Source organism: Variovorax sp. YR750 (genome assembly GCF_900109805.1).
Taxonomy (GTDB): domain Bacteria; phylum Pseudomonadota; class Gammaproteobacteria; order Burkholderiales; family Burkholderiaceae_C; genus Variovorax; species Variovorax gossypii.
In genome coordinates, this window is sequence record NZ_FOBJ01000003.1 from 232,266 (window position 1) to 258,304 (window position 26,039).

Sequence of the window (26,039 nt, forward strand, 5' to 3'; positions counted from 1 at the left end):
GGCTGGCCGCCGGCTTCAGGGCGTGGACGCGACCGCGCTGTTGTTGGAGAGCCCCCAGACATACGACGCGACCATGCGGATCTGCGCTTCTGTGAGGCGGCCTTCCTGCGCGGGCATCTCGTTGTGCTTGCCCGAGTTGATCATCTGGATGATGGCGGCCTCGCCGTAGCCGTGGAGCCAGATCCTGTCGCTGAGGTTTGGCGCACCGAGCGCCTGGTTGCCGACGCCGCCGATGCCGTGGCAGGCGGCGCAGGCCGTGAACTTCGACTTCCCGAGGCCGGCGCGCACCGAGTCGTGCGGCTCGCCGGACAGGCTCAGAACGTAGTTGGCGACGTTCTTCACGTCGTCGGGCGAGCCGACGGCGGCCGCCATGGGCGGCATCATGCCCACGCGCCCCTTGGTGATCGTCTCGATGATCTTCTCGGGCGTGCCGCCGTGCAGCCAGTCCTTGTCGGTCAGGTTGGGAAAGCCCTTGCTGCCGCGCGCATCGGAGCCGTGGCACTGGGCGCAGTTGCCCATGAAGAGGCGCTCGCCGATGGCCCGGGCCTGCGGGTCCCTGGCGACCTCCTCGACCGGCATGGCGGCGTACTTCGCGTAGACCGGCGCGAGCTCCTGCGTGGCCCGGGCGACTTCCGCCTCGTACTCGCCGCGCGAAGTCCAGTCGGACTGCCCGCGAAAGCTCCCCAGGCCCGGAAAGACCGCGAGGTAGCCCAGCCCGAAGACGATGGTCAGCACGAACAGGCCGACCCACCACATGGGCAGCGGATTGTTGGCCTCGCGCAGGTCTTCGTCCCACACGTGGCCGGTGGTGTTGTCGGCGCTGGCCGCGACGCGCTTGCGGGCCGTGAGCCACAGCAGGATCACGCAGCCGAGGATGCTCAGCAGCGAGACCACCGCCACGTAGTCCGACCAGAAACGGTTGATGAAATCGCTCATCGTGCTTCTCCCTTCAGTCCTGCTCGAAGGGCAGCCGGGCCGCTTCCTGGAAGCGCGACGCGTTGCGGCGCGAGTACGCCCAGATCACGATGCCGATGAAGAGCGCGAAGCAGACGACTGTGGCGGCGATGCGCAGTGTTGTGAGGTCGATCATGGTTTGGTTCCTTTGCCGCCTTGCTTACTTGAGGGCCAGGCCCAGCGACTGCAGGTAGGCGACCGTGGCTTCCATCTCCGTCTTGCCCCGGACTTCTTCCGTGGCTGCGGCGATCTGCTCGTCGGTGTATGGCACGCCGACTCGGCGCAGCGCGCGCATGTGGGCCGGCAGCGCCTCGGCGTCGACCGGGGTCTTCTCCAGCCAGGTGTAGGCCGGCATGTTCGACTCGGGCACGACGTCGCGCGGGTTGTTCAGGTGGATGCGGTGCCACTCGTCGCTGTACTTGCCGCCCACGCGGTGCAGGTCGGGACCGGTGCGCTTGCTGCCCCACTGGAACGGGTGGTCGTAGACGAACTCGCCCGCCACCGAGTAGTGGCCGTAGCGCAGCGTCTCCGAGCGGAAGGGGCGGATCATCTGCGAGTGGCAGTTGTAGCAACCCTCGCGCAGGTAGACATCGCGCCCGGCGAGCTGCAGCGGCGTGAGCGGCTTGACGCCCTGCACCGCCTCGGTGGTCGACTTCTGGAAGAACAGCGGCACGATCTCGACGAGGCCGCCCACGGCCACCACGACGAGGATCAGCACGATCATCAGCAGGTTGTTTGTCTCGATCTTCTCGTGCGTGAAGCCGCCGGAACTGGAGCTCGAGCTGGAGGTGTTCTGGTTCATCGTGCGTCCTCAGGCATGGGCCATGGCGGGGGGCGGAATCTCGGCGCGCACCGCGCGGCCGGAGATGACGGTCATCCAGACGTTCCAGGCCATCAGCAGCATTCCGCTGAGATAGAGCAGGCCGCCGATCACGCGCACCAGGTAGAACGGGAAGGTGGCCTTCACGCTCTCCACGAAGGTATAGGTGAGCGTGCCGTCGGGATTGATGGAGCGCCACATCAGGCCCTGCATCACGCCGGCGATCCACATCGCCGCGATGTACAGCACGATGCCGATGGTGGCGATCCAGAAATGCGCCTCGATGGCCCTCGTGCTGTACATGGCGGTACGGCCGTACATGCGCGGGATCAGGTAGTAGAGCGAGCCCATGGTGATGAAGCCCACCCAGCCGAGCGCGCCGGAGTGCACGTGGCCGACGGTCCAGTCGGTGTAGTGGCTCAGGGCGTTGACGGTCTTGATGGACATCATCGGCCCCTCGAAGGTCGACATGCCGTAGAACGACAGCGCCACGATCAGGAAGCGCAGGATCGGGTCGGTGCGCAGCTTGTGCCACGCGCCCGAGAGCGTCATCACGCCGTTGATCATGCCGCCCCAGCTCGGGGCCAGCAGGATCAGCGAGAACACCATGCCCAGCGACTGCGTCCAGTCGGGCAGCGCCGTGTAGTGCAGGTGGTGCGGGCCCGCCCACATGTAGGTGAAGATCAGCGCCCAGAAGTGAACGATGGACAGCCGGTACGAATACACCGGCCGGCCCGCCTGCTTGGGGATGTAGTAGTACATCATCCCGAGGAAACCCGCCGTGAGGAAGAAGCCGACGGCGTTGTGGCCGTACCACCACTGCACCATCGCGTCCTGCACGCCGGCGTAGGCCGAGTAGCTCTTCATCCAGCCCGCCGGGATCTCGGCGCTGTTGACGATGTGCAGCAGGGCCACCGCGATGATGAAGGAGCCGAAGAACCAGTTCGCCACGTAGATGTGGCGCACCTTGCGCATGCCGATGGTGCCGAAGAACACGACGGCGTAGGCCACCCAGACCACCGCGATCAGCAGGTCGATGGGCCACTCCAGCTCGGCGTATTCCTTGCCGCTGGTGTAGCCCATGGGCAGGCTGATGGCGGCAGCCACGATCACCGCCTGCCAGCCCCAGAAGACGAAGGACGCGAGCCTCGGCGCGAAAAGGCGCACCTGGCAGGTACGCTGGACCACGTGGAAGCTCGTCGCCATCAGCGCGCATCCGCCGAACGCGAAGATCACCGCGTTGGTGTGCAGCGGCCGCAGCCTTCCGTAGCTGAGCCATGGGATGCCGAGGTTGAGCTCGGGCCACGTCAGCTGGGAAGCGATGACCACGCCGACCAGCATGCCGACCACGCCCCAGACCACGGACATGAGCGCGAATTGCCGCACGACGGCGTCGTCGTATTCCGCGGCGGGTGGGTTCGGTGGTTGCATCGTGGTGCCCTTGATTGAGTTGCGGGCAGTTTCCGTGGGCACCCTGCCCTGTGGGTTGATGCAGATCAATCGCCGTGCAGGATGCGCTCGCCCTCGGCGTCGACGTCGTCGAACTGGCCACGCTCGATGGCCCACCACAGACCGCCGAGGATCGCGAGGACCAGCGCCACGGACAGCGGAACGAGAAGGAAGAGGATGTCCATCAGTGCGCCTCCCCCGTACCGGATGCGAGCCGCGTCGCATTGAGGACCACCACGAGTGAACTCGCGGCCATGCCGAGGCCGGCAAGCCATGCCGGCAGCCAGCCGGCGATCGCGAGCGGCACGCACAGCGCGTTGTAGCCCGCCGCCCACAGGAGGTTCTGGCGCACCACGCGCAGCGTCCTGCGCGCCTGCGCGATGGCCTGCGGGATGGTTGCGAGCCTGTCGCCCAGCACGACGAAGTCGGCATGTGCGCGCGACAGCGGCACGCTGCGGCCGAAGGCGAACGAGGCGTTCGCGCGCGCCAGCGAAGGGCCGTCGTTGAGGCCGTCGCCCACCATCGCGATCTGGCGCCCCTCGGCCTGCAGCCGCCACAGCACGTCGAGCTTGTCCTCGGGCGTGCAGCCGCCCTGCGAGAAGTCGATGCCGCAACGCGCACCGATCTCCCGCGCGGCCGACTCCCTGTCGCCCGACAGCAGGCGCACCGTGAGGCCCTGCTCGCGCAGCAACGCCACGGCAGCCGCGGCATCGGCGCGCAATTCCTCGACCAGCACGAAGCTGGCGAGCCACCCCTGCTCGTCCGCGAGATGGACCTGCGCGGCATCGACATCCAGCGGCGCCACGCCGCAAAAAGCCGGCGAGCCGAGGCGCACGCGGCGGCTCGTTTCGACAGCCGCGCGCACGCGCAGCATCCGGCCTTCGATGCCCTGGCCCGCCGTCTCGGCGACCTTGTCCGCTGTCCAGCCGGGCGCAGAACGGAATTGCGCGTTCCACGCGTTCACCAGCGCCTGCGCGACAGGATGCAGCGACTGCGCGCCGAGCGCGGCAGCCATCTCCAGCGCATCGCCGGGCCGCATGCCCTGGCGGCAGTAGATGCGCTCCAGCCGCGGCATGTCGCCGGTCAGGGTTCCCGTCTTGTCGAACACGACGGTGTCGACCGACGCGAGCGCCTCCAGCGCCTGCAGGTTGGAAGTCATCACTCCGCCGCGCGCCAGCGCACCGGCACTGGCGAGCATGGCGGCCGGCGTCGCGAGCGAGAGCGCGCATGGGCAGGTCACGATGAGCACCGCCACGGCGACCATCAGCGCCTTGCCCGGATCCGTCGGCCACCAGAACGCCGCCGCCATTGCCGCCGATGCGAGCACCGCGACGAGGAAGGGACGCGCCACCCGGTCGGCAAGCAGCGCGAGCCGAGGCTTGCGCGAGGCGGCGCTCTCCATCAGGCGGACGATCTGCGCAAAGCGCGTGCCCTCGCCCACCGACTCGATCCGCACCCGGACCGGCGCCGAGAGGTTGTGGCTGCCGGCCAGCACGCGGTCGCCGCGAGGACGCGGCACGGGCCGGGACTCGCCGGTCAGCAGCGCCTCGTCGGCGCTGGTGTCGCCCTCGATCACTACGCCGTCCGCGGGAAAGGCTTCTCCGGGGCGCACGCGCACCACGTCTCCCGCCACCAGCCGCCGCACGGCCACCCGGCTCCAGCTGCCGTCGGGAGCGAGGCGGTCGATGCTGTCGGGCAGCCGGTTCATCAAGGCGTCGAGGGCGCCGGCGGTGCGCTCGCGCAGGCGCGCCTCGAGCCAGCGGCCCGTGAGCAGGAAGAAGACGAACATGGTCAGCGAGTCGAAGTAGACCTCGTGGCCGAGCGGTCCCGTGGCATCGAAGGTGGCGGCAGTGCTGACCGCGAAAGTCGCGAGCACGCCGAAGGCCACCGGAAGATCCATTCCGACCCGGCCCATGCGCAGGTCGCGCCAGGCGCTGCGGAAGAAGGGGCCGCAGGAGAAGAGCACGACGGGCAGGGTCAGCACCCACGAAGCCCAGCGCAGCAGCTGCGCCGAATCGGCGTTCATGTCGCCGGGCCGTGCGACGTAGGCCGGATAGGCGTACATCATCACCTGCATCATGCAGAAGCCCGAGACCAGCCAGCGCCACAGCGCCAGCCGCGATTCGCGCCGGCGCAGTTCCCTGGCGGAACGGTCGCCGCCCGGCAGCAGCGGATGGCCGGCCTTCGCGCAGGCCTCGAACCACCGCGAAGGACGGGTCTGCGCAGGCGACCAGACAACGCGGGCGCGCCGACTCGCCGCGTTGACCTGCGCATCGATCACACCCGGCACCTGGCGCAGCGCGGCCTCGACGGTGAACGCGCAGGCCGCGCAGTGCATGCCCTCGACCACGACCTGCGACTCCCAGCGGCCGCCGTCGGCGGCATCCAGCTCGCGGCCGAACGCGGGCCATTCGGCCGGGTCATCCAGCACCTGCCAGGCCGGGTCGCCGGCTGGGGCAGGAAGTACGGGGATCGCGGCGCGGTCGGGGGCGAGCGTGGCATTCATCGGCCGAGCCTAAGAGGCGCACCACGCGAGGCGCTTGATCTGAATCAAGCCGCATGGCGCGGTGCCTGCCTAAGCTCGGCCGCACACAACGTGGAGCCCCTCATGTTCAAACGCATCCTCGTCGCCACCGACGGCACGGCCCTTTCCAAGAAGGCCGTCGACAGCGCCATCGCGCTGGCGGTGCAGAACGACTCGGACCTGGTCGCATTGACCGTCGTTCCCCGTTACCCCAAGAGCTATTTCGAAGGTTTGATGAGCTTCTCCGCCGAGGACATCGGCCGCATCGAGAAGCAGTGGGCGGACAAGGCGCAGGCGATGCTCGACAAGATTCGGGACCGCGCGCGGGAACGCGGCGTGCGGATCAGGACGGCTCAGGCCAGCTCCGACCTGGTCGCCGAATCGATCGTCGCCGCGGCGAAGAAGCACAGGAGCGACCTGATCGTGATGGCCTCCCATGGACGCAAGGGTCTCAAGCGCCTCCTGCTGGGAAGCGAGACGCAGCAGGTTCTCGTTCGATCATCGCTGCCGGTTCTGGTATTGCGGTAGGGCTGGCTGAAGGGAGCAGGCCTGCGCAGCGCCGGCGGCTTTCCTCTGGCTCCAATTTTACCCGGGCAAATTAAAGCCAAGATTGGACGGCCCAATGGCGCCCGCAACCACCCCGCATCCTTGAAACGTCATCGATTGCCCTTATGATTAGCACTCGCTGCTGATGAGTGCTAACAGCCCTCGCTTCCAGCCGATGGGCTGCCGGGCTCCGGTCCGGCACCCGACCACAAACCCGTTTCTTATCCATACATCCAGGAGATGCAATGAAACTTCGTCCTTTGGCCGATCGCGTGATCGTCAAGCGTGTTGACAGCGAAACCAAGACCGCATCGGGCATCGTGATCCCCGACGCAGCCGCCGAGAAGCCCGATCAGGGTGAAGTCCTGGCCGTGGGCCCGGGCAAGCGCAACGACAAGGGCGAACTGGCCGCACTGACCGTGAAGGTCGGCGACCGCGTCCTGTTCGGCAAGTACAGCGGCCAGACCGTCAAGGTCGGCGGCGACGAGCTGCTCGTCATGAAGGAAGACGACCTGTTCGCAGTCGTCGAGAAGTAATTCAACAGATCCCCATTCGGAGTAATAGAACATGGCAGCAAAAGACGTAGTCTTCGGCGGCGAAGCCCGCGCACGCATGGTCGAGGGTGTGAACATCCTGGCCAACGCAGTCAAGGTGACCCTGGGCCCCAAGGGCCGCAACGTGGTGCTCGAGCGCTCGTTCGGCGCCCCCACCGTCACGAAGGACGGCGTGTCGGTCGCCAAGGAAATCGAACTGAAGGACAAGCTGCAGAACATGGGCGCCCAGCTCGTGAAGGAAGTGGCCTCCAAGACCAGCGACAACGCTGGTGACGGCACCACCACCGCGACCGTGCTGGCACAAGCCATCGTTCGCGAAGGCTTCAAGTACGTGGCCGCCGGCATCAACCCGATGGACCTGAAGCGCGGCATCGACAAGGCCGTGTCGGCCCTGGTCGAAGAGCTGAAGAAGGCTTCGAAGCCCACCACCACGTCGAAGGAAATCGCTCAAGTCGGCTCGATCTCGGCCAACAGCGACGAAACCATCGGCAAGCTCATCGCCGACGCGATGGACAAGGTCGGCAAGGAAGGCGTGATCACTGTCGAAGACGGCAAGTCGCTCGAAAGCGAACTGGACGTCGTCGAAGGCATGCAATTCGACCGCGGCTACCTGTCGCCCTACTTCATCAACAACCCCGAGAAGCAATCGGCGCTGCTCGACAACCCCTTCGTGCTGCTGTTCGACAAGAAGATCAGCAACATCCGTGACCTGCTCCCCACGCTGGAACAAGTCGCCAAGGCTGGCCGTCCCCTGCTGATCATTGCCGAAGAAGTCGAAGGCGAAGCCCTGGCTACGCTGGTCGTGAACACGATCCGCGGCATCCTGAAGGTCGTGGCCGTCAAGGCTCCTGGCTTCGGCGACCGCCGCAAGGCCATGCTGGAAGACATCGCCATCCTGACGGGCGGCAAGGTCATCGCTGAAGAAGTGGGCCTGACGCTCGAGAAGGTGACGCTGGCCGACCTGGGTCAAGCCAAGCGCATCGAAGTGGGCAAGGAAAACACCATCATCATCGACGGCGCCGGCGCTGCTGCCGACATCGAAGCCCGCGTGAAGCAAGTGCGCGTGCAGATCGAGGAAGCCACCAGCGACTACGACCGTGAAAAGCTGCAAGAGCGCGTGGCCAAGCTGGCCGGCGGTGTTGCCGTGATCAAGGTTGGCGCTGCCACCGAAGTCGAAATGAAGGAAAAGAAGGCTCGCGTCGAAGACGCCCTGCACGCCACCCGCGCTGCAGTGGAAGAAGGCGTGGTTGCCGGCGGCGGCGTGGCTCTGCTGCGCGCCAAGCAAGCCGTGGGCGACAAGGTCAAGGGCGACAACGCCGACCAGGACGCCGGCATCAAGCTGGTGCTGAAGGCCATCGAAGCTCCCCTGCGCGAAATCGTGAACAACGCCGGCGGCGAAGCCTCGGTGGTGGTGAACGCGGTTCTGGCCGGCAAGGGCAACTACGGCTTCAATGCCGCCAACGACACGTACGGCGACATGCTCGAGCTGGGCATCCTGGACCCGACGAAGGTCACCCGCACCGCACTGCAGAACGCCGCCTCGGTGTCCTCGCTGCTGCTGACGACCGAAGCCATGGTGGCTGACGCTCCGAAGGACGACGCTCCTGCCGGCGGCGGCATGCCCGACATGGGTGGCATGGGCGGCATGGGCGGCATGGGCATGTAATTGGCTCGCCCCCAGGCTGCGCGGACACTTCGTGTCCGCTACGCCTACCCCCTACCGGGGGCGACACCTGCGGACCGGCCAAGCCGGATCCGCGGTGTCCCGCGAAATGAAAAAAGCCCGTCTCCGACGGGCTTTTTTCATGGTCGTGGCAATCGTGCCGTTTACTGAAACTGGTCTCGCAGTGACTTGTACAGCGCCTGGAAGCGCGCGTGCCTTGTCCTGCGGACATCGGCACCCTCGGTCGACGGCATCAACTGCTGCTTCACCGGCGGCAGCGTGCACACCTTTGCGACCTCGCCGCCATCGGCCAGCCATGCCAGCCGCGCCGCCCCCAGCGCCCCGCCCGTCTCGCTGCCCGCGTAGAGAGTGAGCGTCACGCCGAAGATGTCGGCCAGCAGCTGCCCCCACCACACGCTGCGCGCACCGCCGCCTACAAGCGCCATCTCGCGTAGCGGCATGTCGGCAGGCAGCCGCAGGGTGTCGAAGCCGTCGCGCAGGCCGAAGCTCACGCCCTCGACCACGGCGTAGGCGATCTCCGCCGGGCCATGCGCGTGCGTGAGGCCGAAAAGCACGCCCTGCGCGTTCGGGTTGTTGTGCGGCGATCGCTCGCCCGAGAGGTACGGCAGGAACAGCGGGCAGCGTTCTCGCTGCGCCGGAGAAACGCTCGCCGCCGCTTCGAGCAGCGCTGCCTCGTCGGCGAACTTGAATGTCTTCGCGGCCCAGCTCACCGCGCTCGCGGCCGAGAGCATCACCGACATCTGGTGCCAGCGCTTCGGCAGCGCATGGCAGAAGGCGTGCATCGCCTGCGCGGGGTTCGGCAGGAAGCGGTCGGTCGACACGAACACCACGCCCGAAGTGCCGAGCGACACGAAGCCCTGCCCCGGCTCGACCAGCCCCATGCCGACCGCACTCGCTGCGTTGTCGCCGGCGCCGCCCGCGATCTTCACGTCGTCGCGCAGGCCCCAGCGCACCGCAAGTTCGGGCTTGAGCCGCGCCGAAACCTCGCTGCCCTCGACCAGCCGCGGCATGTGCGCGCGCGTGAGCCCCGTGGCCGCGAGCAGCTCGTCGGACCAGTCGCGAGCCCCCACGTCGAGCCACAGCGTGCCCGCCGCATCCGACATCTCGCTGACGGCCTCGCCGCTGAGCATGAAGCGCAGCCAGTCCTTCGGCAGCAGCACGCGCGCGACGCGGCTGAAGACTTCGGGCTCGTGATCGCGCACCCACAGCAGCTTGGGCGCGGTGAAGCCGGGCATCGCGAGGTTGCCGGCGATCTCGCCCAGCCTGGGTACGGCACGCGCGAGCGCTTCGCACTGCGGCCCGCTGCGGCCGTCGTTCCACAGGATCGCGGGGCGCAGCACCTCGCCCGCTTCGTCGAGCAGCGTGGCGCCGTGCATCTGGCCCGAAAGGCCGATGGCGCGCACCGCCGCGAGCTCTTCGGGATGCGACTTGCCGAGCGCACGCATCACCTCCTCTAGCGCCTGCCACCACTGCTGCGGCGCCTGCTCCGACCACAACGGCTGCGGCCTATCGACGGTGAGCGGTGCACGGGCCACGCCCACGATGCGGTGATCGTCGGCGAGCAAGAGCGCCTTGAGCTCGGACGTGCCGAGGTCGAGTCCCAGATACAAGATGAACCCCCTGGTTTTGTGTCGGTGCTTAGGAAGGAATGCCGCTGCCGAATCGCGTGTCGGCCTGCTTTCGGAATTCGCTGGGCGTCATGCCCTTGATCTCTAGAAAGCGGCGGTTGAAGTTCGCCACGTTGTTGAAGCCCACCTGGTAGCAGATGTCGGTCACGTAGTGGTCGGTCTGCATCAGCAGGTGGCAGGCGCTGTTGATGCGCACGCGGTTGACGAAATCGGTGAAGCTGTTGCCGGTGGAGCGCCTGAAGAAGCGGCTGAAGCGGCTCTCGCTCATGCCCAGCTCGGCCGCAACGTCCGACATCGAGATCGGGTCGGCCATGTTGTTGGTGATGCGGTTGACGATGCCGTTGATCTGGTCAACCTGCGCGTCGCCGTCCGCGCCTTGCGCGCCCTGCATCTGCACGCTCGACAGCAGCCGGTAGTCGGTGCATTGCGCGAGGTCGGCCATGAAGTCGAGGAACAGGCCCAGGCGGCGCACGCCGCGCGCGGCCTTGATGCTGTCCCAGTGCGCCTGCGCCTGCTGCGACATGCCGAAGAACTCGATGCCGTGGCGCGCACGCTCCAGCAGCTGCATCACCTCGCGCAGCTCGGGAATCTGCGCCGCCGCGTGCTCGATGGGCTCGTGGCGGAACTGGATCACCCTGTCGCGCCCCGCCGCGCCGCCTTCGGGCACGTCGAGCGAGATCCAGTTGTGCGGCAGCCGTGGCCCGCACAGCACCAGGTGCCCGGGCTGGAACGGCCCGATCCAGTCGCCGATGAAGGCCTTGCCCGAGGTCTCGGTGATCAGGTGCAGCTCGTAGTCCTCATGGAAGTGCCAGCGCACCAGCGGGCTCGGAAAGCCGTGCGCAAGACATCGCACCAGGCCGGTCTCTTCGGGGGTCTCGTAGCCCAGCGAGGGAGAGCGCGTGAAGTCGCGTTCCAGCTCGGGCTGGCGCTGGCGGGGAATCGAACGCTTGCGGGTGGACGTCGTCATGATGACAGCCCGGCTCAAGGCCGGGAAGCAGCAGCAACAGCGGTATTTTGTGCCTTCGCCAGCGCGGCGTGAACCGCCTCCAGCGTCGGTGGATCGGCACCCTCGCGGGTGCAGTTGAGGGCGGCGGCGGTGGCGGCGAAGCCCATCACGGCCTTCCAGTCTTCGTCGCGCAGCCCGTCGAGCTGCCCGGGCCGTTCGACGCCGTGCGCGAGCAGCGACACCGACAGGCCGGCCGTGAAGGTGTCGCCAGCGCCGATGGTGTCGACCACGGTGACGCGCGGCGCGGCCACGCTCAGCGGCGCATGACCCGTGCGCCAGAGCGTCGCGCCGTCGCCGCCGCGCGTGACGATCACGGCGCGCGCGCCGGCCTTCAGGCACTCGGCGGCCAGCGCATCGACCGGCTGGCCAGGCGCGAGCAGCGCCGCGTCTTCGTCGCTGAGCTTGACCAGGTCGGCCATGCCGAACCAGCCGTTCACGCGCTCGCGATAGGCGGCCATGTCGGTGATCAGGCTGGGCCGCACGTTGGGGTCGAACACGATCACGCGCTGTCCCCGGTTCGCCGCGACCAGGTCGGCGATGCGCGTGGCGGCCGGGTCCTGCAGCAGCGAGATCGAGCCGAAGTGCAGGAAGCGGCACTCCGGCGGCAGCTGCGGCAGCGGCTCGGGCGCCCAGGTGGCGTCGGCACTGCCGCTCGTGTAGAAGGCGTAGCGGTTGGTCTGCGGCGTGCGCTCGACGAAGGCCAGCGTCGATGGTGCGCTGCTGCGCAGGATGAAGCTGGTGTCCACGCCGTTGCGCTGCAGGAAGCCCATCAGCCGCTCGCCGAACAGGTCGGTCGAGAGCTGCGTGAGAAAACCGGTCGGCTGCCCCAGCCGCGCGCAGGCCACGGCCGTGTTGAGCGGCGAGCCGCCCTCGTGCCCCAGGAACGCCAGGGTGCCAGCCTCGCTGGCGGTGAAATCGATGAGGGCTTCGCCCGTGAGTGCAATGCGCATGGTGTCTGGATTCTGTCTGGATCAGGGCAGGTCGCGCGCGTCGGCCAGGAAGCCGCGTTCGGCGGCCAGCGTGGCGGGATGATCGAGCAGTTCGGAAAACAGCCGCGGCGGGATGGTGATCGCGCCCACGCCCAGCTTCAGCAGCGAAAGGTAGGCCTCGCGCGAACGGATGCTGGCCACCAGCAGCCGCGTGCCGGAAGAAGGCCGCTGCGCGACCAGCGCCTGCATCTGTGCGATCAGCGCCAGGCCGTCGACGCCGGAGTCTTCCAGCCGGCCGAGGTACGGCGCAGCATAGGCCGCGCCGAGCTGCGCCGCGAAGTGCGCCTGCTCCGGCGCGTACACGGCCGTCCAGGTGACCGGCACGCCCTGCGCGATGAGCTGCGCGCCGGCGGCGAGTCCCTGGCGCGTGGCGGGAATCTTCACGACCAGCTGGCCGGGCTCGAAGTGCGACAACAGCTCCCGCGCGTCCTCCAGCATGCCGTCGGCGTCCTCCGAATAAACCTGCGCCTGCACCTGCCGCGCGCCCAGTTCGATGCAGCGCTGAAGCAGGCGGGGCAGCTCGCCGCGGCCGATGCCGGCGCGCTTGAGCAGCGTGGGGTTGGTCGTCACGCCGTGCACCACGGGGTGCGGCAGGCAGGTCTTCAGCTCGGACAGGTCCGCGCTGTCGAGGTACAGGTGGAAGTCTTCGTTCATCGCACGCAGGAAAGGAATCTTCAGCTCATGACATTGCCGCCATCGACATTGAGGGTCTGCGCCGTGATGTAGCGCGCCTCGTCGCTGGCGAGGAACACCGCCGCCCCCGCGATGTCGTCCGGCACGCCCATGCGTCCGAGCGGCACCGCCAGGCCGACCTGCCGCTTCTTCTCTCCGGGCGGCAGCCCCTCGGCCCTGGCGAACAGGCTGTCGACATGGTCCCACATCGGCGTGTCGACCACACCGGGAGCGATGCCGTTGACGCGGATGCCGTGCGGCGCCATGGCCAGCGCCGCGCTCTGCGTGTAGCTGATGACAGCCGCCTTGGTCGCGCAGTAGTGCGACACCAGCGCCTCGCCGCGCCGCCCCGCCTGCGAGGCCATGTTGATGACCGACGCGCCCTGCGTGCCGGCCTCCACCATGTGGCGCAGCACGGCCTGCATCACGAAGAACATGCCCTTCACGTTGACTGCGAACAGCCGGTCGAACGAAGCCTCGTCGCTGTCGAGCAGCGGCGCGAGGTCGAACACCGCCGCGTTGTTGAACAGCGTGTGGATCGGCCCGAAAGCGACCTGCGCCTCGGCCAGCATGTGCGCGATGGCCTTGGTGTCGGTCACGTCGGCCGCGATGTAGGCCAGCCTGTCGGGATGGCGCTGCTGCAGCGCGCGCACGGCTTCGGGCGCGGCCGCCGCGCGGTCGATCACCGTGCAGCGCGCGCCTTCGGCGATGCAGGCCGCGGCCACGGCCAGACCGATGCCGCCGCCCGCGCCGGTCAGCAGCACGTGCCGGTCCTGCAGGCGGCCGCTCATGACTTGCGCTCCGCGGCCTTCTGCACGAAGCGCGCGACGCGTCCGCCCGCCCGGCGCACGGTGTCGATCAGCCGGGCATCGCCCGCGAGATTGCCCCACAGCCCCGCGTCGGAACACAGCGCGACGACCGGGTCGGCCGCATCGCAGATGGCGTGCGCCACCGCTTCGTCCATGCCCTGGTCCTGGTAGGCATAGGGCAGCGCGCCCTTGTGCCAGCGCTGCAGGAAGACCAGGAACAGCGCCGGCAGCATCGCCACGCTCTCGATGGGCTGGCCGGCGGCGAGGCGCTCGCGCACCGTCGGCGCGATGAAGCCCGGAATCTTCGAGAAGCCGTCCGCCGCCACGCGCTGGTTGGTGTCGCGGATGGCGGGGTTGCCGAAGCGGTCGAGCACCACGTCGCGATACGCCGCGAGGTCGATGGGGCTGGGGCTCAGGCAGGGAATGACATCGTCGGTGACATAGTCGAAAGCCATCTTGCGGATGGCCGCGTCGTGCGTGCCCTCGTGGATGAAGCCGAGCCCCACCAGCGTGCCCGCCCAGGCGATGCAGCTGTGCGTGGCGTTGAGGATGCGGATCTTCGCCTCTTCGTACGGCTGCACCGACTCGACCAGCTCCACTCCCACGCGGCCCCAGTCGGGCCGGGCGGCGATGAAGTCATCCTCGATCACCCACTGGATGAAGCTTTCGCCGGTGATGGCAGCCGCATCGTCGCGCCCGGTGGCCGCCTTCACGCGCGCGCGCAGCTCGGGCGGCGGGCGCGGCGTGATGCGGTCGACCATGGCGTTCGGACAGCGCGTGTTCGCGTTGACCCAGGCCAGCAGATCGGCATCGCCCGCCAGCTCGATGAATTCCAGCAGGCCGACGCGGAAGCGGTCGCCGTTGTGGCGCAGGTTGTCGCAGTTCAGCAGCGTGACCGGGCCCGCGTCCGCGGCCTTGCGCGCGCGCAGGATGGCGCAGACGGCGCCGTAGATGGTCACACCGTCGCCGCCGGTCTCGCCGCGCCGGGCGCGTTCCACGTCGGCTGCCAGGTCGGGGAACGACAAGTCCAGCCGGCCCTTGTCGTCGAGGTAGTAGCCCGCCTCGGTCACGGTGAACGAGACGATGCGCGTCGAGGGCGCCGCGCCGCGCGCGATCACGTTGGCCAGCGAGTGCTCCCAGGGCAGCACCTCGCGGATGGCGCCGATCTCCTCGTAGCGGTACTCGCCCGCGGGCGAGACGGTCTCCAGCGTGTAGCGCCCGCCCTGCGCCTTCAGCGCCGCGACGACGTCGGCCATGTCCGGCCGGATGTTGGCGCCCGACAGCGACCAGCGGGTGTCGCCCGCATCGATCAGCCGCTGCAGGTACACGGCCTGGTGGGCTCGGTGGAACGAGCCGAGGCCGAGGTGAAGCACCGTGAACTCGGAAAGAGCCGGTGGAGTTTGCGCAATGGTCACGAAGATGTCCGTTGAAAAGACGGTGGATGGTTGGGGATCACGCCAGGACCGAACGGCCCTCGCGGTTGAACAGATGCAGCACCGACGGATCGAGCTCCACGGCCACGTCGTCGCCGGCCTGCAGCGGCGTGCGCTCGTTCTGCCGCGCGATCAGCGGCACGCCTGCCACGTCGACGTGGATGAGCGTGTCGGCGCCCAGCGCCTCGATCAGCTCCACGCGCCCCAGCACGTCCGACACCGGCGCGCCCTGCTTCGGATGCACGCGCAGGCCCTCGGGCCGCACGCCCAGGAAGCCGTCGGACGGCAGCCGGCCACCGGTGGCGGCGGAGAAGGAAGGAATGGCGTTCGCCGCCACCATGTTCATCGACGGCATGCCGATGAACTGCGCGACGAACTGGTTGGCCGGGCGGTCGTAGAGTTCCAGCGGCGTGCCGACCTGCTCGATGAGCCCGTCCTTCAGCACCACCACGCGGTCTGCCAGCGTCATGGCCTCGACCTGGTCGTGCGTCACGTAGATGGTGGTCGCGCCCAGCGCGCGGTGCAGCTTGTGGATCTCCACCCGCGTGTTGCCGCGCAGCGCCGCGTCGAGGTTCGACAGCGGCTCGTCGAACAAGAACACCTTCGGCGCACGCACGATGGCGCGCCCGATGGCCACGCGCTGGCGCTGGCCGCCCGAGAGATCCTTCGGCGTGCGGTCGAGGTACTGCGTGAGGTTCAGCGTCTTCGCCGCGTACTCGACCTTGGTCTTGATCTCGCTCTTCGACACGCCCGCCAGCTTGAGCGCGAAGGACATGTTGTCGTACACGCTCATGTGCGGATAGAGCGCGTAGCTCTGGAACACCATCGCGAGGTCGCGCTTGCCCGAGGGCGCCCAAGTGATGTCCTTGCCGTCGAGCAGCAGGTTGCCGCTGGTGATGGGCTCCAGCCCTGCGATCAGCCGCAGCAGCGTCGACTTGCCGCAGCCCGAGGGCCCGACGAAGACGATGAACTCGCCCTTCTGGATCTGCAGGTCGACGCCCTTGATGATGTTGACTTCACCAAAGCTCTTCTTGATGTTCTTGAGTTCGAGGTAGGCCATTCACGACTCCTTGATGTTTTGCCGGCAGGCGACCGATGCGCCGACGTTGTTCGAAAGCGCGCGGCGCAATCCGGGAGCTGCCGCGGAACCGGCTTTGCCGGGCCGCTGGCAGCGCCCCCTCGAGGGGGTTGGCGAAGCGACACGCAGTGCGCGAAGACTGGGGGTGGTGTTCATTTCACGGCACCGAAGGTGAGGCCCTGGACGAGCTGCTTCTGGCTGAACCAGCCGAACACCACGATGGGCGCGATGGCCATCAGCGAAGCCGCGGACAGCTTTGCCCAGAACAGGCCCTCGGGGCTGGAGTACGAGGCGATGAGCGTGGCCAGCGTGCCGGCCTTGGCGGAGGTGAGGTTCAGCGCCCAGAAGGCCTCGTTCCAGCTCAGCACCAGGCACAGCAGGCCGGTGGATGCGAGGCCGCCCACCGACAGCGGCATCACGACGTGGCGGAACTCGGTCCAGAGGTTGGCGCCGTCCATGCGCGCGGCCTCCAGGATCTCGGGCGGGATGTCCTTGTAGGCGCTGTAGAGCATCCACACCATGATCGGCAGGTTCGACAGCGTGAACACGATGGTCAGCGCGGTGAGCGAGTCCAGCATGCCCGCGGTCTGCGCGATCACGTAGATCGGCACCAGCGCGCCCACGGCCGGCATCATCTTGGTGGAGAGCATCCACATCAGGATGTCGCGCGTCTTCTTCGTGCGGAAGAAGGCCATCGAGTACGCGGCCGGCGCCGCGATCAGCAGGCCCAGGATGGTCGAGCCCAGGCTGGTGATGAGCGAGTTGCGCGCGTACAGCAGGTAGTCGCTGCGACGCTGCACCTCGCCGAAGTTGTCGAGCGTGGGCTCGAAGATGAAGAGCGGCGGCACGTGGATGGCCTGCAGCTCCGTCTTGAAGGCCGTGAGGAACAGCCAGCCGAGCGGAAAGAACAGCAGCAGCGCGACGGCCCACGCGCCAATGGTGCGCAGCAGTTGCGGCAGGAAGTTGCTGGGAGCTTGTGTCTGTTGCATGGCGTGCGGCTCCTCAGTCCAGGTTCTTGCCGATGATTCGGATGAGGAACACGGCCACGATGTTGGCCAGCACCACCGCGAACAGCGCACCCGCCGAAGCCACGCCCACGTCGAAGTTCATGAGCGACTGCTTGAAGATCATGTAGGTCATGTTGGTGCTCTCGTTGCCCGGGCCGCCGTTGGTGGTGATGGCGATCTCGGCGAACACGCTGAGCAGAAAGATCATCTCGATCATGATCACCACCGCCATGGGGCGCGCGAGGTGCGGCACGGTGAGATAGAAGAAGCGCTGGAACGCGCTCGCGCCGTCCATGCGCGCGGCCTCCATCTGCTCGCGGTCGAGCGACTGCAGCGAGGTGATGAAGATCAGGCAGGCGAAGGGCAGCCACTGCCAGGCCACCATGATGATCACCGACAGCAGCGGCACGTCGGTGAGCCAGTCGACCGGCTCCGCGCCGAAGGCGCGCCACACGTCGGCCAGGATGCCGTAGATGGGGTTCATCATCATGTGCTTCCACAGCAGCGCATTGACCGCGGGCATGACGAAGAAGGGCGAGATCAGCAGCACGCGCACGATGCCGCGTCCCGGGAAGGGCTCGTTCACCAGCAGCGCGAGCAGCACGCCGAGCACCACGGTGATGACGATCACGCTGCCGATCAGCAGCAGCGTGTTCCAGGTGGCCGGCCAGAAGTCGGGGTCGGTGATGAAGTAGTGAAAGTTCTCGATGCCCGCGAATGTGCGCTCGCCGGGCTGCATGAGGTTGTAGTTCACGAACGAGAAGTACAACGTCATCACCAGCGGCACGATCATCCAGGCGAAGAGCGTGAGCACGGCGGGCGCCATGAGGGCGCGTGGCAGGAGTCTTTTCATTGTGTGTTCCTCTCTGAGGCTGTTGCCCCCTCTCCCGCTTGCGGGAGAGGGTTGGGGTGAGGGCAATCGTCGCCGGCTGTGGACGCGCTGCCCCTCACCCTGGCCCTCTCCCCGAGGGGAGAGGGGAAGGAAGCGGCTTACTTGTAGTAGCCGGCCTTCTTCATCTCGCGCTCTGCAGCGGTCTGCGAGGTCTTCAGCGCCTGGTCGACCGTGACCTTGCCCGACAGCGCCGCGCTCATCTGCTGGCCCACCGCCACGCCGATGGCCTGGAACTCGGGAATGGCCGCGTACTGCACGCCGGCGTACGGCGACTTGGGCAGCGTGCTGTCGGTGAGGTTGGCGCTGTCGATCGCCTTCTTCTCGGCCGCGGCGAACTTGGCGACCTTCTGGAACTCGGGGTTCGCGTAGGTCGACTTGCGCGTGCCGGTCGGCACCGAGGCCCAGCCGGTTTCCTTGGCCACGAGGGCGATGTAGTCCTTGGAGGTGGCCCACTTGATGAACTTCTGCGCCGCCTCGTCCTTGGTCGAGCTGGCCGGAATGGCGAGGTTCCACGACCACAGCCAGTTGGCGCCCTTCGGCGTGACGGCGGTGGGTGCCTGCGCGAAGGCCACCTTGTCGGCCACCTTCGACTGCTTCGGGTCGCTGATGAACGAGGCCGCGATGGTCGCGTCCACCCAGGCCGCGCACTTGCCTTCGTTGAAGAGCGCGAGGTTCTCGTTGAAGCTGTTGGCCGACGCGCCCGGAGGGCCGTCCTTCTTCATCAGGTCGACGTAGAAGCCGATCGCGTCCTTCCAGGCCTTGGTGTCGATCTGCGGCTTCCACTGCATGTCGAACCACTGGCCGCCGTTGGTGTTGACCAGCGTGGTCAGGAAGGCCATGTTGTCGCCCCAGCCCGGCTTGCCGCGCAGGCACATGCCGTACACGCCCGCCTTCGGGTCGTTGGCCTTGTCGGCGAACTCCTTCACCTGCGCCCAGGTGGGCTGTTCGGAGAACTTCACGCCCACCTTGTCGGCCAGGTCCTTGCGGTACATGAGCATCGAGCTCTCGCCGTAGAAGGGCGCGGCGTAGAGCTTGCCTTCGTTCGACAGGCCGTCGCGGATGGCGGGCAGCAGGTCGTCAACGTCGTAGGCGGCGTCGGTGGCGATGGGCTTGAGCCAGCCCTTCTTCGACCAGATCGGCGTCTCGTACAGGCCGATGGTCATCACGTCGAACTGGCCGCCCTTGGTGGCGATGTCGGTGGTCACGCGCTGGCGCAGCGTGCCTTCTTCAAGGGTGACCCACTTGAGCTTGATGTCGGGGTTGGCCTTCTCGAAGAAGGGGGTGAGCTTCTGCATCTCGATCATGTGGCCGTTGTTCACGGTCGCGATCACGAGTTCGGTGGCGGCCTGCGAGACGACGCCCGTACCGATGAGTGCGAGGACGAGGCCCGCTTTCAGAAAACGCTTCATGTTTGTCTCCTAGAGGTGAGCGACGCCCAGGTCCTGTCGGGTCGCCGTGCCGCGAATTCTGGAGAAGCACGCCTGCGGTTTTGGTACTGCCGCCGCCATCACCAGTACTTTCATGCACCAGTTGGCTAGTGAATTCCCTAGTTAACGCAATACAGCATGGAAAACAGCAGCACAAAGGCTTCAAGCGCCGCCCAGCAGCTGGCGGCGCAGCTGCGCGGCCGCGGGCGACAGCGCCCGGTCGGTGCGGGTGATGAGGCAGATGGGCGGCACGCGCACCGGCAGCTCGATCGGAACGGCACGCAGCACGCCCAGGCGGGCGTAGTGGTCGGCCTGCGAGGCGGGCATCACGGCCGCCATGTCGGAGCTCTCGAGCAAGGCTGTGATGGCGATGGGCGATGCCGTTTCGATGATGTCGAGCCGCTCGGAGATGCCCGCCTCGCGCATCGCCGCCTCGAAGCGCCCGCGCTGCGGCGAGCCCGGCGGCTGCAGCACCCACGACCAGCCCGCCATCTCGGCCAGCGTGACGGTGGCACGCTCGAACACCGGGTGGGCGGCGCGCACCACGACCACCTGCAGCTCGCCCAGCAGCGGCACGCTCGCGTACCTCGCCTCGTCGTGGCCGTCGGTGAGGCGGCCCAGCACGAAATCGACGTCGCCCTGCTCCAGCTGCGCCTGGATCACGTCGCTGGTCTCGACCACCACCGACACCGCCACCTGCGGGTGCCTGCGGTGGTACTCCACGAGAGCCGGCGCCAGCAGCCCCGGCACCGCGCCGGGCACGCTGCCCACGCGCAAGGCGCCGCTGAGGCCCGAGCGCAAAGCGAGCATTTCCTCGCGGGCGGTGCCGAAGTCGCTGAGCACGCGGCGGGCATAGCGGATCAGGATCTCACCGTAGGGCGTGGGCTCCATGCCGCGCGCCAGGCGCTCGAAGAGCTTCTCGCCCAGCGAATCCTCCAGCTGCTGCAGCAGCTTGGTGGCCGCGGGCTGGCTGATGTTCATGGCCTCGGCCGCCCGGCCGAGGTGGCGGTGGGTGTCGAGCCGGGCGAGCAGAAGCAGCTGGCGCGGCCGCACGAGGAGCATCAGCGAGGCATCGGAAGGGCCTTGAGTCATGCACAAAAGTATATGGAGCTCCCGGCTTTTTCGATTGGATCGCACGGGCAAAGCTCCGTACGCTGGGCACCACTACAAGCAGGAGACAAACCCGATGAAGACTTCCTTTCTCGCCCGCGCGGCAGGGCTGGCGGCCGTCGCCGTGCTGGCGGCGATGCCGGCCGGCGCACAGCAGCAGGCCTATCCCGACAAGCCGATGCGCATCATGGTCGGCGCCTCGCCCGGCGGCGGCACCGACATCCTGGCGCGCGTGCTGGCCGACAAGTTCTCGCCCGCGCTCAAGCAGCCCGTGGTGGTCGAGAACCGGCCCGGCGCCTCCAACACCATCGCGGGCGAGCTCACGGCCCGCGCGCCGGCCGACGGCGCCACGCTGCTGCTGGCCACCAACACGGCGCAGGCGGTGGCGCCGCACATCCTCAAGCTCAAGTACGACCCGCTGAAGGACCTGCAGCCCGTGGGCCTTGTGGCCGTGATGCCCAACGTGCTGGTGGTGTCGGCCAGCTCGCCCTACAGGTCGGTGAAGGACCTGGTGGCGGCCATGGCCGCGAAGCCGGGCAGCTTCAAGTACGCCTCTTCCGGCATCGGCAGCACCCAGCACGTGGGCGGCGAGGCCTTCAACCTGGCCACGGGCATGAAGTCGATCCATGTGCCCTACAAGGGCAGCTCGCAGGCGCACGTCGACATCATCGCGGGCGAGGTCGACATGATGTTCGACAGCACCTCCTCGGCCATGGGCCAGATCAAGGCCGGCAAGTTCCGCGCGCTGGCGGTGAGCGCGCCGCAGCGCTCGCCCGAGCTGCCCGACGTGCCCACGCTCGCCGAGCAGGGCATCAAGGGCGCCGACGTGTCAACCTGGTACGGCCTCTACGTCACGGCCGGCACGCCGCGCCCCGCCGTCGAGCGGCTGAGCGCCGAGCTCTCGCGCACGCTGAAGCTGGCCGACGTGCAGACGCGCATCAAGGCGCTGGGCGGAGAGCCCGGCGGGCTGACCGGCGAACCCTTCGCGGCCATGAACAGGCAGGAGTTCGACCACTACGGCCAGCTCGTGCGCGACGCCAACATCAAGGCCGAATGAAACGGCCGGACGTTCCTTCTCTTCTCCTCACCAACCGCATCCGACCGACACCATGTCCACCCCTTCCCCCAAGACCCAGAGCGTGACCTCCGCCAAGCCCCGCATCGCCGTGCTGCTCGGCGACCCGAGCGGCGTCGGCCCCGAGATGGCCGTGAAGCTGCTGGCGCGCCAGCGCAACCTCGACGCCGCGCACGTGCTGCTGATCGCCGACCCGGTGGTGCTCGCGGCCGGCGAACGCGCGGCGGACGCGAAGCTCGATCCACTGCGCATCGACAGCCTCGACGCGCTGCGCTTCGAGGACGGCCGCCCCACCCTGCTCGCATGCGACTGGATGGCGGGGCAGGAGCCCGTGCCGGGCGAATCGAACGAGCAATCGGGCCGGGCTTCGTTCGAGGCCCTCGAGCTGGCCACGCAGGCGGTGCTGCAGGGGCAGGCCGACGGAATCCTGTTCGCGCCGCTCAACAAGCACTCGCTGCGCCTGGGCGGACTGGTGCACGAGGACGAGCTGCGCTACATGCAGGAGCGCTTCGCGGTGAAGGGCTTCGTCTGCGAGTTCAACCTCACCGGCTCGCTGTGGACCTCGCGCGTGACCTCGCACATTCCGCTGAAGGACGTGGCGAGCCACATCACGGTGCAGGGCGTGGGCGATGCGGTGAAGATCATCGCCAGTGCCCTGCGCCGCGCGGGCGTCGCGCAGCCGCGCATTGCGGTGACGGGGCTCAACCCGCACGCGGGCGACGGCGGCTCCATCGGCATGGAAGAGATCGAGATCATCGCGCCCGCCATCGAGCAACTGCGCGCCGAGGGCTTCGATGCGCGCGGGCCCTTCTCGCCCGACACGGTGTTCATCGGCGCGCGGCGTGGCGACGTAGACGCGGTGGTCTCGATGTACCACGACCAGGGCCAGATCGCGATGAAGCTCATGGGCTTCGAGCAGGGCGTGACGCTGCACGGCGGCCTGCCGGTGCCGGTGGCCACCTCGGCCAGCGGCAGTGCCTTCGACATCGCGGGCAAGGGCATCGCGAAGATCGAAGGACTGCAGCAGGCCTTCGACCTGTGCGTGCGCATGGCGGGCGGCGCGCCGGTGCGCGTCGCGGCGCAGGCGACAGCGGAAGCCGCGGCCTGAACCGCATCGGCAGGTGCGTCGGACCCAATGAAAAAGGGCCGCTTGCGCGGCCCCTTCTTCTTTTCTTCTTCTTTTGAAACTCAGGCGGTCGGCGGCTCGCCGTAGCTGTTCGACTCGGGCTGCGTCGGCTGCACGTAGAAGTAGATCAGCACGAGGTTGACGAGCGGGATGAGCGCCAGCAGCAGGAACCAGCCGCTCTTGCCGATGTCGTGCAGGCGGCGCGCTCCCACGGCCAGTGCGGGCAGCAGCAGGCCCAGGGCCGCGATGCCGTACACGAAGCGATGGATCAGGCTTGCCACGATGAGAATGACCAGCTGCGCAAGCACGAACCACCAGAACTCCGAGCGCGATGCGCGCCCGGTGAAGTCCGTGTACTTGCTCAGGCAGGTCTTGACCGCTGTTTGAAAATCCATTGATCGACTCCTCTTTTGTGATTGGTCCCAGGGAAATTTCCCCGGGCCATCATATCGACGCGTCTTTCAACGGCAAATACGGCCGGAAGCCATAGCCAGGCTTAAAACAAAAGACTCCGAAACGGCCTTGCGGCCGTCTCCGGATCAGCGCGAGAGCCGCTTCAGCAGGCCCGCGGTCGAGGCATCGAGTCCCGTGATGTCGCCCGATGCGAGGCGCGGTTCGATGTCCTTGGCGAGCACCTTGCCGAGCTCCACGCCCCACTGGTCGAAGCTGTTGATGCCCCACAGCGCGCCGCTGGTGAACACGCGGTGCTCGTACATCGCGAGGAAGGCACCCAGCGCCTCGGGCGTGAGCTTCTCGAACACGAAGAAGGTGCTCGGCCTGTTGCCCGGGAAGTTCTTGTGGCCGCCCTCGTCGAGCTTGCCCACCATCAGCGCCTGCGCCTGTGCGAGCGCATTGGCCAGCAGCTTGGGGTGATGGCCCTCGAGGTCGTGCGAGGCATCGCGCACCGCCACGAACTCGAGCGGAGTCACGTCGGTGCCCTGGTGCAGCATCTGGAAGTAGGCGTGCTGGCCATTGGTGCCCGGTTCGCCCCACAGCACCGGCGAAGTGCCGAAGGCCAGCGGCTTGCCGCTCGCATCGACCTGCTTGCCGTTGCTTTCCATCTCGAGCTGCTGCAGGTAGGCCGGCACGCGCTTCAGTGCGCTGTGGTACGGCGCGATGCTGCGGCTCGTGAACTTGTGGAAGTTGCGATACCAGACGTCGAGCAGGCCCAGGCGCACCGGCAGGTTGCGCTCCAGCGGCGCGGTGCGGAAGTGCTCGTCCATCGCGTGCGCGCCCGCCAGCAGCCGGCGGAAGCCCTCCGCGCCGATGGCCAGCGCAATGGGCAGCCCGATGGCCGACCACAGCGAATAGCGCCCGCCCACCCAATCCCAGAAGCCGAAGGTGGTGTCGATGCCGAACTTCTTCGCGGCTTCCACATTGGTGGTGAGCGCCGCGAAGTGGCCCGCGATGTCGGTGCCGCCCGACTGCTCGTACCAGCGCTTGGCCGACTGCGCGTTGGTCATCGTCTCGGCCGTGGTGAAGGTCTTGGAGGCGATGAGGAACAGCGTGTGCTCCGGCGCCAGGCCCTGCAGCACGCCGGCCAGCTCGTGGCCGTCGACGTTCGAGACGAAGTGGAAGCGCTTGCCCGGCGCGGCGAACTCGGCCAGCGCCAGCACCGCCATCTGCGGGCCGAGGTCGGAGCCGCCGATGCCGATGTTGACCACGTCGGTGATCGTGTGGTCGGCGCGCACCTTCTCGGCATAGGCCAGCATCGCGTCGAGCGTGGCGTGCACCTCGCGCAGCTCGCTGGCCGTCTTCGGGCCCGTGGGCGCATCGGCCGGGGCGCGCAGCAGCGTATGCAGCACGGCGCGGTCTTCGGTGTTGTTGATGTGCTCGCCGGCGAACATGGCGTCGCGGTGCGCCTCGAGGCCGCATTCGCGGGCCAGCTTGAAGAGCAGCTCCTCGGTGCGCGCGTCGATCAGGCTCTTCGACAGGTCGGCGAAGACGTAGGGAGCCTCCTGGCTGAAGCGCTCGAAGCGGCCCGCGTCGTCGACGAAGGCATGGCGCAGGTCGAACTGGCGGCCGGAGGTCTCGAAGGCGGACTGCAGTTGCGCCCAGGCCGGCGCGCGGTCGCAGCGAAGGGTCATGGCCATCTTTACTTGCCGCTTTCCTGCATGAGCTTCTCGAGCTTCACGGCGTCGGCCGCGAAGGCGCGGATGCCTTCGGCCAGCTTCTCGGTGGCCATGGCGTCCTCGTTGAGCGCGAAGCGGAAGCCCGCCTCGTCGTAGCTCACCTTGGCGATGTCGGCGCCGGCGGCCTTGGCGTCGAGCGCGTGCTGCAGCGGCTCGTTGCTCGCGGTCAGCTCGGCCAGCAGCTCGGGGCTGATGGTCAGCAGGTCGCAACCGGCCAGGGCCTTGATCTGGCCCACGTTGCGGAAGCTCGCGCCCATGACCTCGGTCTTGATGCCGTGCTGCTTGTAGTACGCGAAGATCTGGCGCACCGACTTCACGCCCGGGTCGTTGGCGCCGGCGTTCGCGGCCTCGTCCCAATTGGCGCCGGCCGACTTCTTGTACCAGTCGTAGATGCGGCCGACGAAAGGCGAGATGAGCTGCACGCCCGCCGCGCCGCAGGCCACGGCCTGCGCGAACGAGAACAGCAGCGTCAGGTTGGTGCGGATGCCCTTGCGCTCGAGCTGGCGCGCGGCCTCGATGCCTTCCCAGGTGGAGGCCACCTTGATGAGCAGGCGCTTTTCGGTGTCGATGCCTTCGGCCTTGTAGAGCGCCACGATGCGCTCGCCGCGCGCGATGGTCGCGGCGGTGTCGAAGGACAGGCGGGCGTCGACCTCGGTGGAGACGCGGCCCGGGATGATGGAAAGGATTTCGGTGCCGAAGCGCACCAGCAGGCGGTCGATGACCTCGTCGAGCGGCTTGCCTGCGTGCTTCTTCACGGCCTCGTCGAGCAGCGGCCGGTATTCGGGCTTCTGCACGGCCTTGAGGATCAGCGACGGATTGGTGGTCGCGTCCTGCGGCTTGGAAATGCTGAGCTGTTTGAAGTCACCGGTGTCTGCGACGACGGTGGTCCACTGGCGGAGGGCATCGAGTTGGTTCATGAAATCATTATCCTGTGCCGGTTGTGACAAGACCTGCACGCAGTTGCGCGCCGGCCGATGTTTTCATGCGCACCGTAGCACGGGTTTCCACGCGGCTCCATCAGCCTGCGGCCGGTGGGGTTGTCGGATCTTCCCGGCCCGTCTTCCCGCCCCCGTGCCCTACAGCGCCTGTGGTCCGTGGCTTACGGTCGCGCGCACCTGCGCTGG

Annotated in this window: 25 protein-coding genes; 5 read left to right on the forward strand and 20 right to left on the reverse strand. The window is 67.8% G+C overall.

Going from position 1 to position 26,039, the window contains the following annotated elements:
* Window positions 1-15 precede the first annotated feature (15 nt).
* The 6 genes from ccoP to BMY35_RS07625 form a co-directional block, all read right to left on the reverse strand.
* On the reverse strand, window positions 16-936 hold the full coding sequence (gene ccoP / locus BMY35_RS07600; protein ID WP_093196539.1) for a cytochrome-c oxidase, cbb3-type subunit III: 921 nt from the start codon (window positions 934-936) through the stop codon (window positions 16-18).
* 13 nt (window positions 937-949) lie between these two features.
* On the reverse strand, window positions 950-1,090 hold the full coding sequence (locus BMY35_RS07605; RefSeq protein ID WP_240652107.1) for a cbb3-type cytochrome oxidase subunit 3: 141 nt from the start codon (window positions 1,088-1,090) through the stop codon (window positions 950-952).
* A gap of 24 nt (window positions 1,091-1,114) precedes the next feature.
* Window positions 1,115-1,756 carry a cytochrome-c oxidase, cbb3-type subunit II gene (gene ccoO, locus BMY35_RS07610; RefSeq protein ID WP_093196541.1) on the reverse strand — a complete coding sequence of 214 codons (642 nt, stop codon included), beginning with the start codon at window positions 1,754-1,756 and terminating at the stop codon, window positions 1,115-1,117.
* 9 nt (window positions 1,757-1,765) lie between these two features.
* On the reverse strand, window positions 1,766-3,205 hold the full coding sequence (ccoN, locus tag BMY35_RS07615; RefSeq protein WP_093196543.1) for a cytochrome-c oxidase, cbb3-type subunit I: 1,440 nt from the start codon (window positions 3,203-3,205) through the stop codon (window positions 1,766-1,768).
* A 65-nt stretch (window positions 3,206-3,270) separates the two neighbouring features.
* On the reverse strand, window positions 3,271-3,408 hold the full coding sequence (gene ccoS, locus BMY35_RS07620; protein WP_093196545.1) for a cbb3-type cytochrome oxidase assembly protein CcoS: 138 nt from the start codon (window positions 3,406-3,408) through the stop codon (window positions 3,271-3,273).
* Window positions 3,408-5,729 (reverse strand): heavy metal translocating P-type ATPase, encoded by a 2,322-nt coding sequence (locus tag BMY35_RS07625; protein WP_093196547.1) that lies wholly within the window; start codon window positions 5,727-5,729, stop codon window positions 3,408-3,410. The genes ccoS and BMY35_RS07625 overlap by 1 nt, the downstream gene beginning before the upstream one ends.
* A 102-nt stretch (window positions 5,730-5,831) precedes the next feature.
* Between BMY35_RS07625 and BMY35_RS07630 the strand changes: the two genes are divergently transcribed.
* The 3 genes from BMY35_RS07630 (at window position 5,832) to groL (ending at window position 8,513) form a co-directional block, all read left to right on the forward strand.
* On the forward strand, window positions 5,832-6,275 hold the full coding sequence (locus tag BMY35_RS07630; RefSeq protein WP_093196549.1) for a universal stress protein: 444 nt from the start codon (window positions 5,832-5,834) through the stop codon (window positions 6,273-6,275).
* Between the two features lie 263 nt (window positions 6,276-6,538).
* Window positions 6,539-6,829 carry a co-chaperone GroES gene (locus tag BMY35_RS07635; protein WP_007835162.1) on the forward strand — a complete coding sequence of 97 codons (291 nt, stop codon included), beginning with the start codon at window positions 6,539-6,541 and terminating at the stop codon, window positions 6,827-6,829.
* Between the two features lie 31 nt (window positions 6,830-6,860).
* Window positions 6,861-8,513 (forward strand): chaperonin GroEL, encoded by a 1,653-nt coding sequence (gene groL, locus BMY35_RS07640; RefSeq protein ID WP_093196550.1) that lies wholly within the window; start codon window positions 6,861-6,863, stop codon window positions 8,511-8,513.
* 161 nt (window positions 8,514-8,674) lie between these two features.
* Here groL and xylB read toward each other — a convergent pair whose 3' ends face one another.
* The 11 genes from xylB to BMY35_RS07695 all read right to left on the reverse strand — a co-directional run bounded on the left by xylB (window position 8,675) and on the right by BMY35_RS07695 (window position 20,564).
* Window positions 8,675-10,141 (reverse strand): xylulokinase, encoded by a 1,467-nt coding sequence (gene xylB, locus BMY35_RS07645; RefSeq protein WP_093196551.1) that lies wholly within the window; start codon window positions 10,139-10,141, stop codon window positions 8,675-8,677.
* A 28-nt stretch (window positions 10,142-10,169) separates the two neighbouring features.
* A complete protein-coding gene (locus BMY35_RS07650; RefSeq protein ID WP_093196552.1) occupies window positions 10,170-11,126 on the reverse strand; it encodes an AraC family transcriptional regulator in 957 nt (318 codons plus the stop codon).
* A gap of 14 nt (window positions 11,127-11,140) precedes the next feature.
* Window positions 11,141-12,115 (reverse strand): carbohydrate kinase family protein, encoded by a 975-nt coding sequence (locus BMY35_RS07655; protein WP_093196554.1) that lies wholly within the window; start codon window positions 12,113-12,115, stop codon window positions 11,141-11,143.
* A 21-nt stretch (window positions 12,116-12,136) separates the two neighbouring features.
* On the reverse strand, window positions 12,137-12,808 hold the full coding sequence (locus BMY35_RS07660) for a transaldolase family protein (protein WP_093196556.1): 672 nt from the start codon (window positions 12,806-12,808) through the stop codon (window positions 12,137-12,139).
* Between the two features lie 20 nt (window positions 12,809-12,828).
* Window positions 12,829-13,617: an L-iditol 2-dehydrogenase gene (locus BMY35_RS07665; RefSeq protein WP_093196558.1), complete on the reverse strand. Its 789-nt coding sequence runs from the start codon at window positions 13,615-13,617 to the stop codon at window positions 12,829-12,831.
* Window positions 13,614-15,008: a D-arabinitol 4-dehydrogenase gene (dalD, locus tag BMY35_RS07670; RefSeq protein WP_093196560.1), complete on the reverse strand. Its 1,395-nt coding sequence runs from the start codon at window positions 15,006-15,008 to the stop codon at window positions 13,614-13,616. Before dalD ends, BMY35_RS07665 begins: the two co-directional genes overlap by 4 nt.
* Before the next feature lie 79 nt (window positions 15,009-15,087).
* Window positions 15,088-16,128 (reverse strand): ABC transporter ATP-binding protein, encoded by a 1,041-nt coding sequence (locus BMY35_RS07675; protein ID WP_093196562.1) that lies wholly within the window; start codon window positions 16,126-16,128, stop codon window positions 15,088-15,090.
* Window positions 16,129-16,298: 170 nt separating this feature from the next.
* Window positions 16,299-17,135, reverse strand: coding sequence for a carbohydrate ABC transporter permease (locus BMY35_RS07680; protein ID WP_093196564.1), 837 nt, complete (start codon window positions 17,133-17,135; stop codon window positions 16,299-16,301).
* A gap of 13 nt (window positions 17,136-17,148) precedes the next feature.
* Window positions 17,149-18,006 carry a carbohydrate ABC transporter permease gene (locus tag BMY35_RS07685; protein WP_093196566.1) on the reverse strand — a complete coding sequence of 286 codons (858 nt, stop codon included), beginning with the start codon at window positions 18,004-18,006 and terminating at the stop codon, window positions 17,149-17,151.
* Between the two features lie 137 nt (window positions 18,007-18,143).
* Complete coding sequence (locus BMY35_RS07690) at window positions 18,144-19,454, reverse strand: ABC transporter substrate-binding protein (RefSeq protein WP_093196568.1); 1,311 nt, start codon at window positions 19,452-19,454, stop codon at window positions 18,144-18,146.
* Between the two features lie 180 nt (window positions 19,455-19,634).
* The gene (locus tag BMY35_RS07695) at window positions 19,635-20,564 is read right to left on the reverse strand and encodes a LysR family transcriptional regulator (protein ID WP_176947384.1); all 930 of its coding nucleotides are present in this window, start codon (window positions 20,562-20,564) and stop codon (window positions 19,635-19,637) included.
* Between the two features lie 94 nt (window positions 20,565-20,658).
* Between BMY35_RS07695 and BMY35_RS07700 the strand changes: the two genes are divergently transcribed.
* On the forward strand, window positions 20,659-21,639 hold the full coding sequence (locus BMY35_RS07700; RefSeq protein WP_093196570.1) for a Bug family tripartite tricarboxylate transporter substrate binding protein: 981 nt from the start codon (window positions 20,659-20,661) through the stop codon (window positions 21,637-21,639).
* Window positions 21,640-21,691: 52 nt separating this feature from the next.
* Window positions 21,692-22,765 (forward strand): 4-hydroxythreonine-4-phosphate dehydrogenase PdxA, encoded by a 1,074-nt coding sequence (locus BMY35_RS07705; protein ID WP_093196572.1) that lies wholly within the window; start codon window positions 21,692-21,694, stop codon window positions 22,763-22,765.
* Between the two features lie 80 nt (window positions 22,766-22,845).
* Here the strand turns inward: BMY35_RS07705 and BMY35_RS07710 are convergent, their stop codons facing one another.
* The 3 genes from BMY35_RS07710 to tal all read right to left on the reverse strand — a co-directional run bounded on the left by BMY35_RS07710 (window position 22,846) and on the right by tal (window position 25,832).
* Window positions 22,846-23,178: a DUF805 domain-containing protein gene (locus BMY35_RS07710; protein ID WP_093196574.1), complete on the reverse strand. Its 333-nt coding sequence runs from the start codon at window positions 23,176-23,178 to the stop codon at window positions 22,846-22,848.
* Window positions 23,179-23,322: 144 nt separating this feature from the next.
* Window positions 23,323-24,876 (reverse strand): glucose-6-phosphate isomerase, encoded by a 1,554-nt coding sequence (pgi, locus tag BMY35_RS07715; RefSeq protein ID WP_093196576.1) that lies wholly within the window; start codon window positions 24,874-24,876, stop codon window positions 23,323-23,325.
* A gap of 2 nt (window positions 24,877-24,878) precedes the next feature.
* Window positions 24,879-25,832, reverse strand: coding sequence for a transaldolase (tal, locus tag BMY35_RS07720; RefSeq protein ID WP_093196578.1), 954 nt, complete (start codon window positions 25,830-25,832; stop codon window positions 24,879-24,881).
* Between the last annotated feature and the right edge of the window lie 207 nt (window positions 25,833-26,039).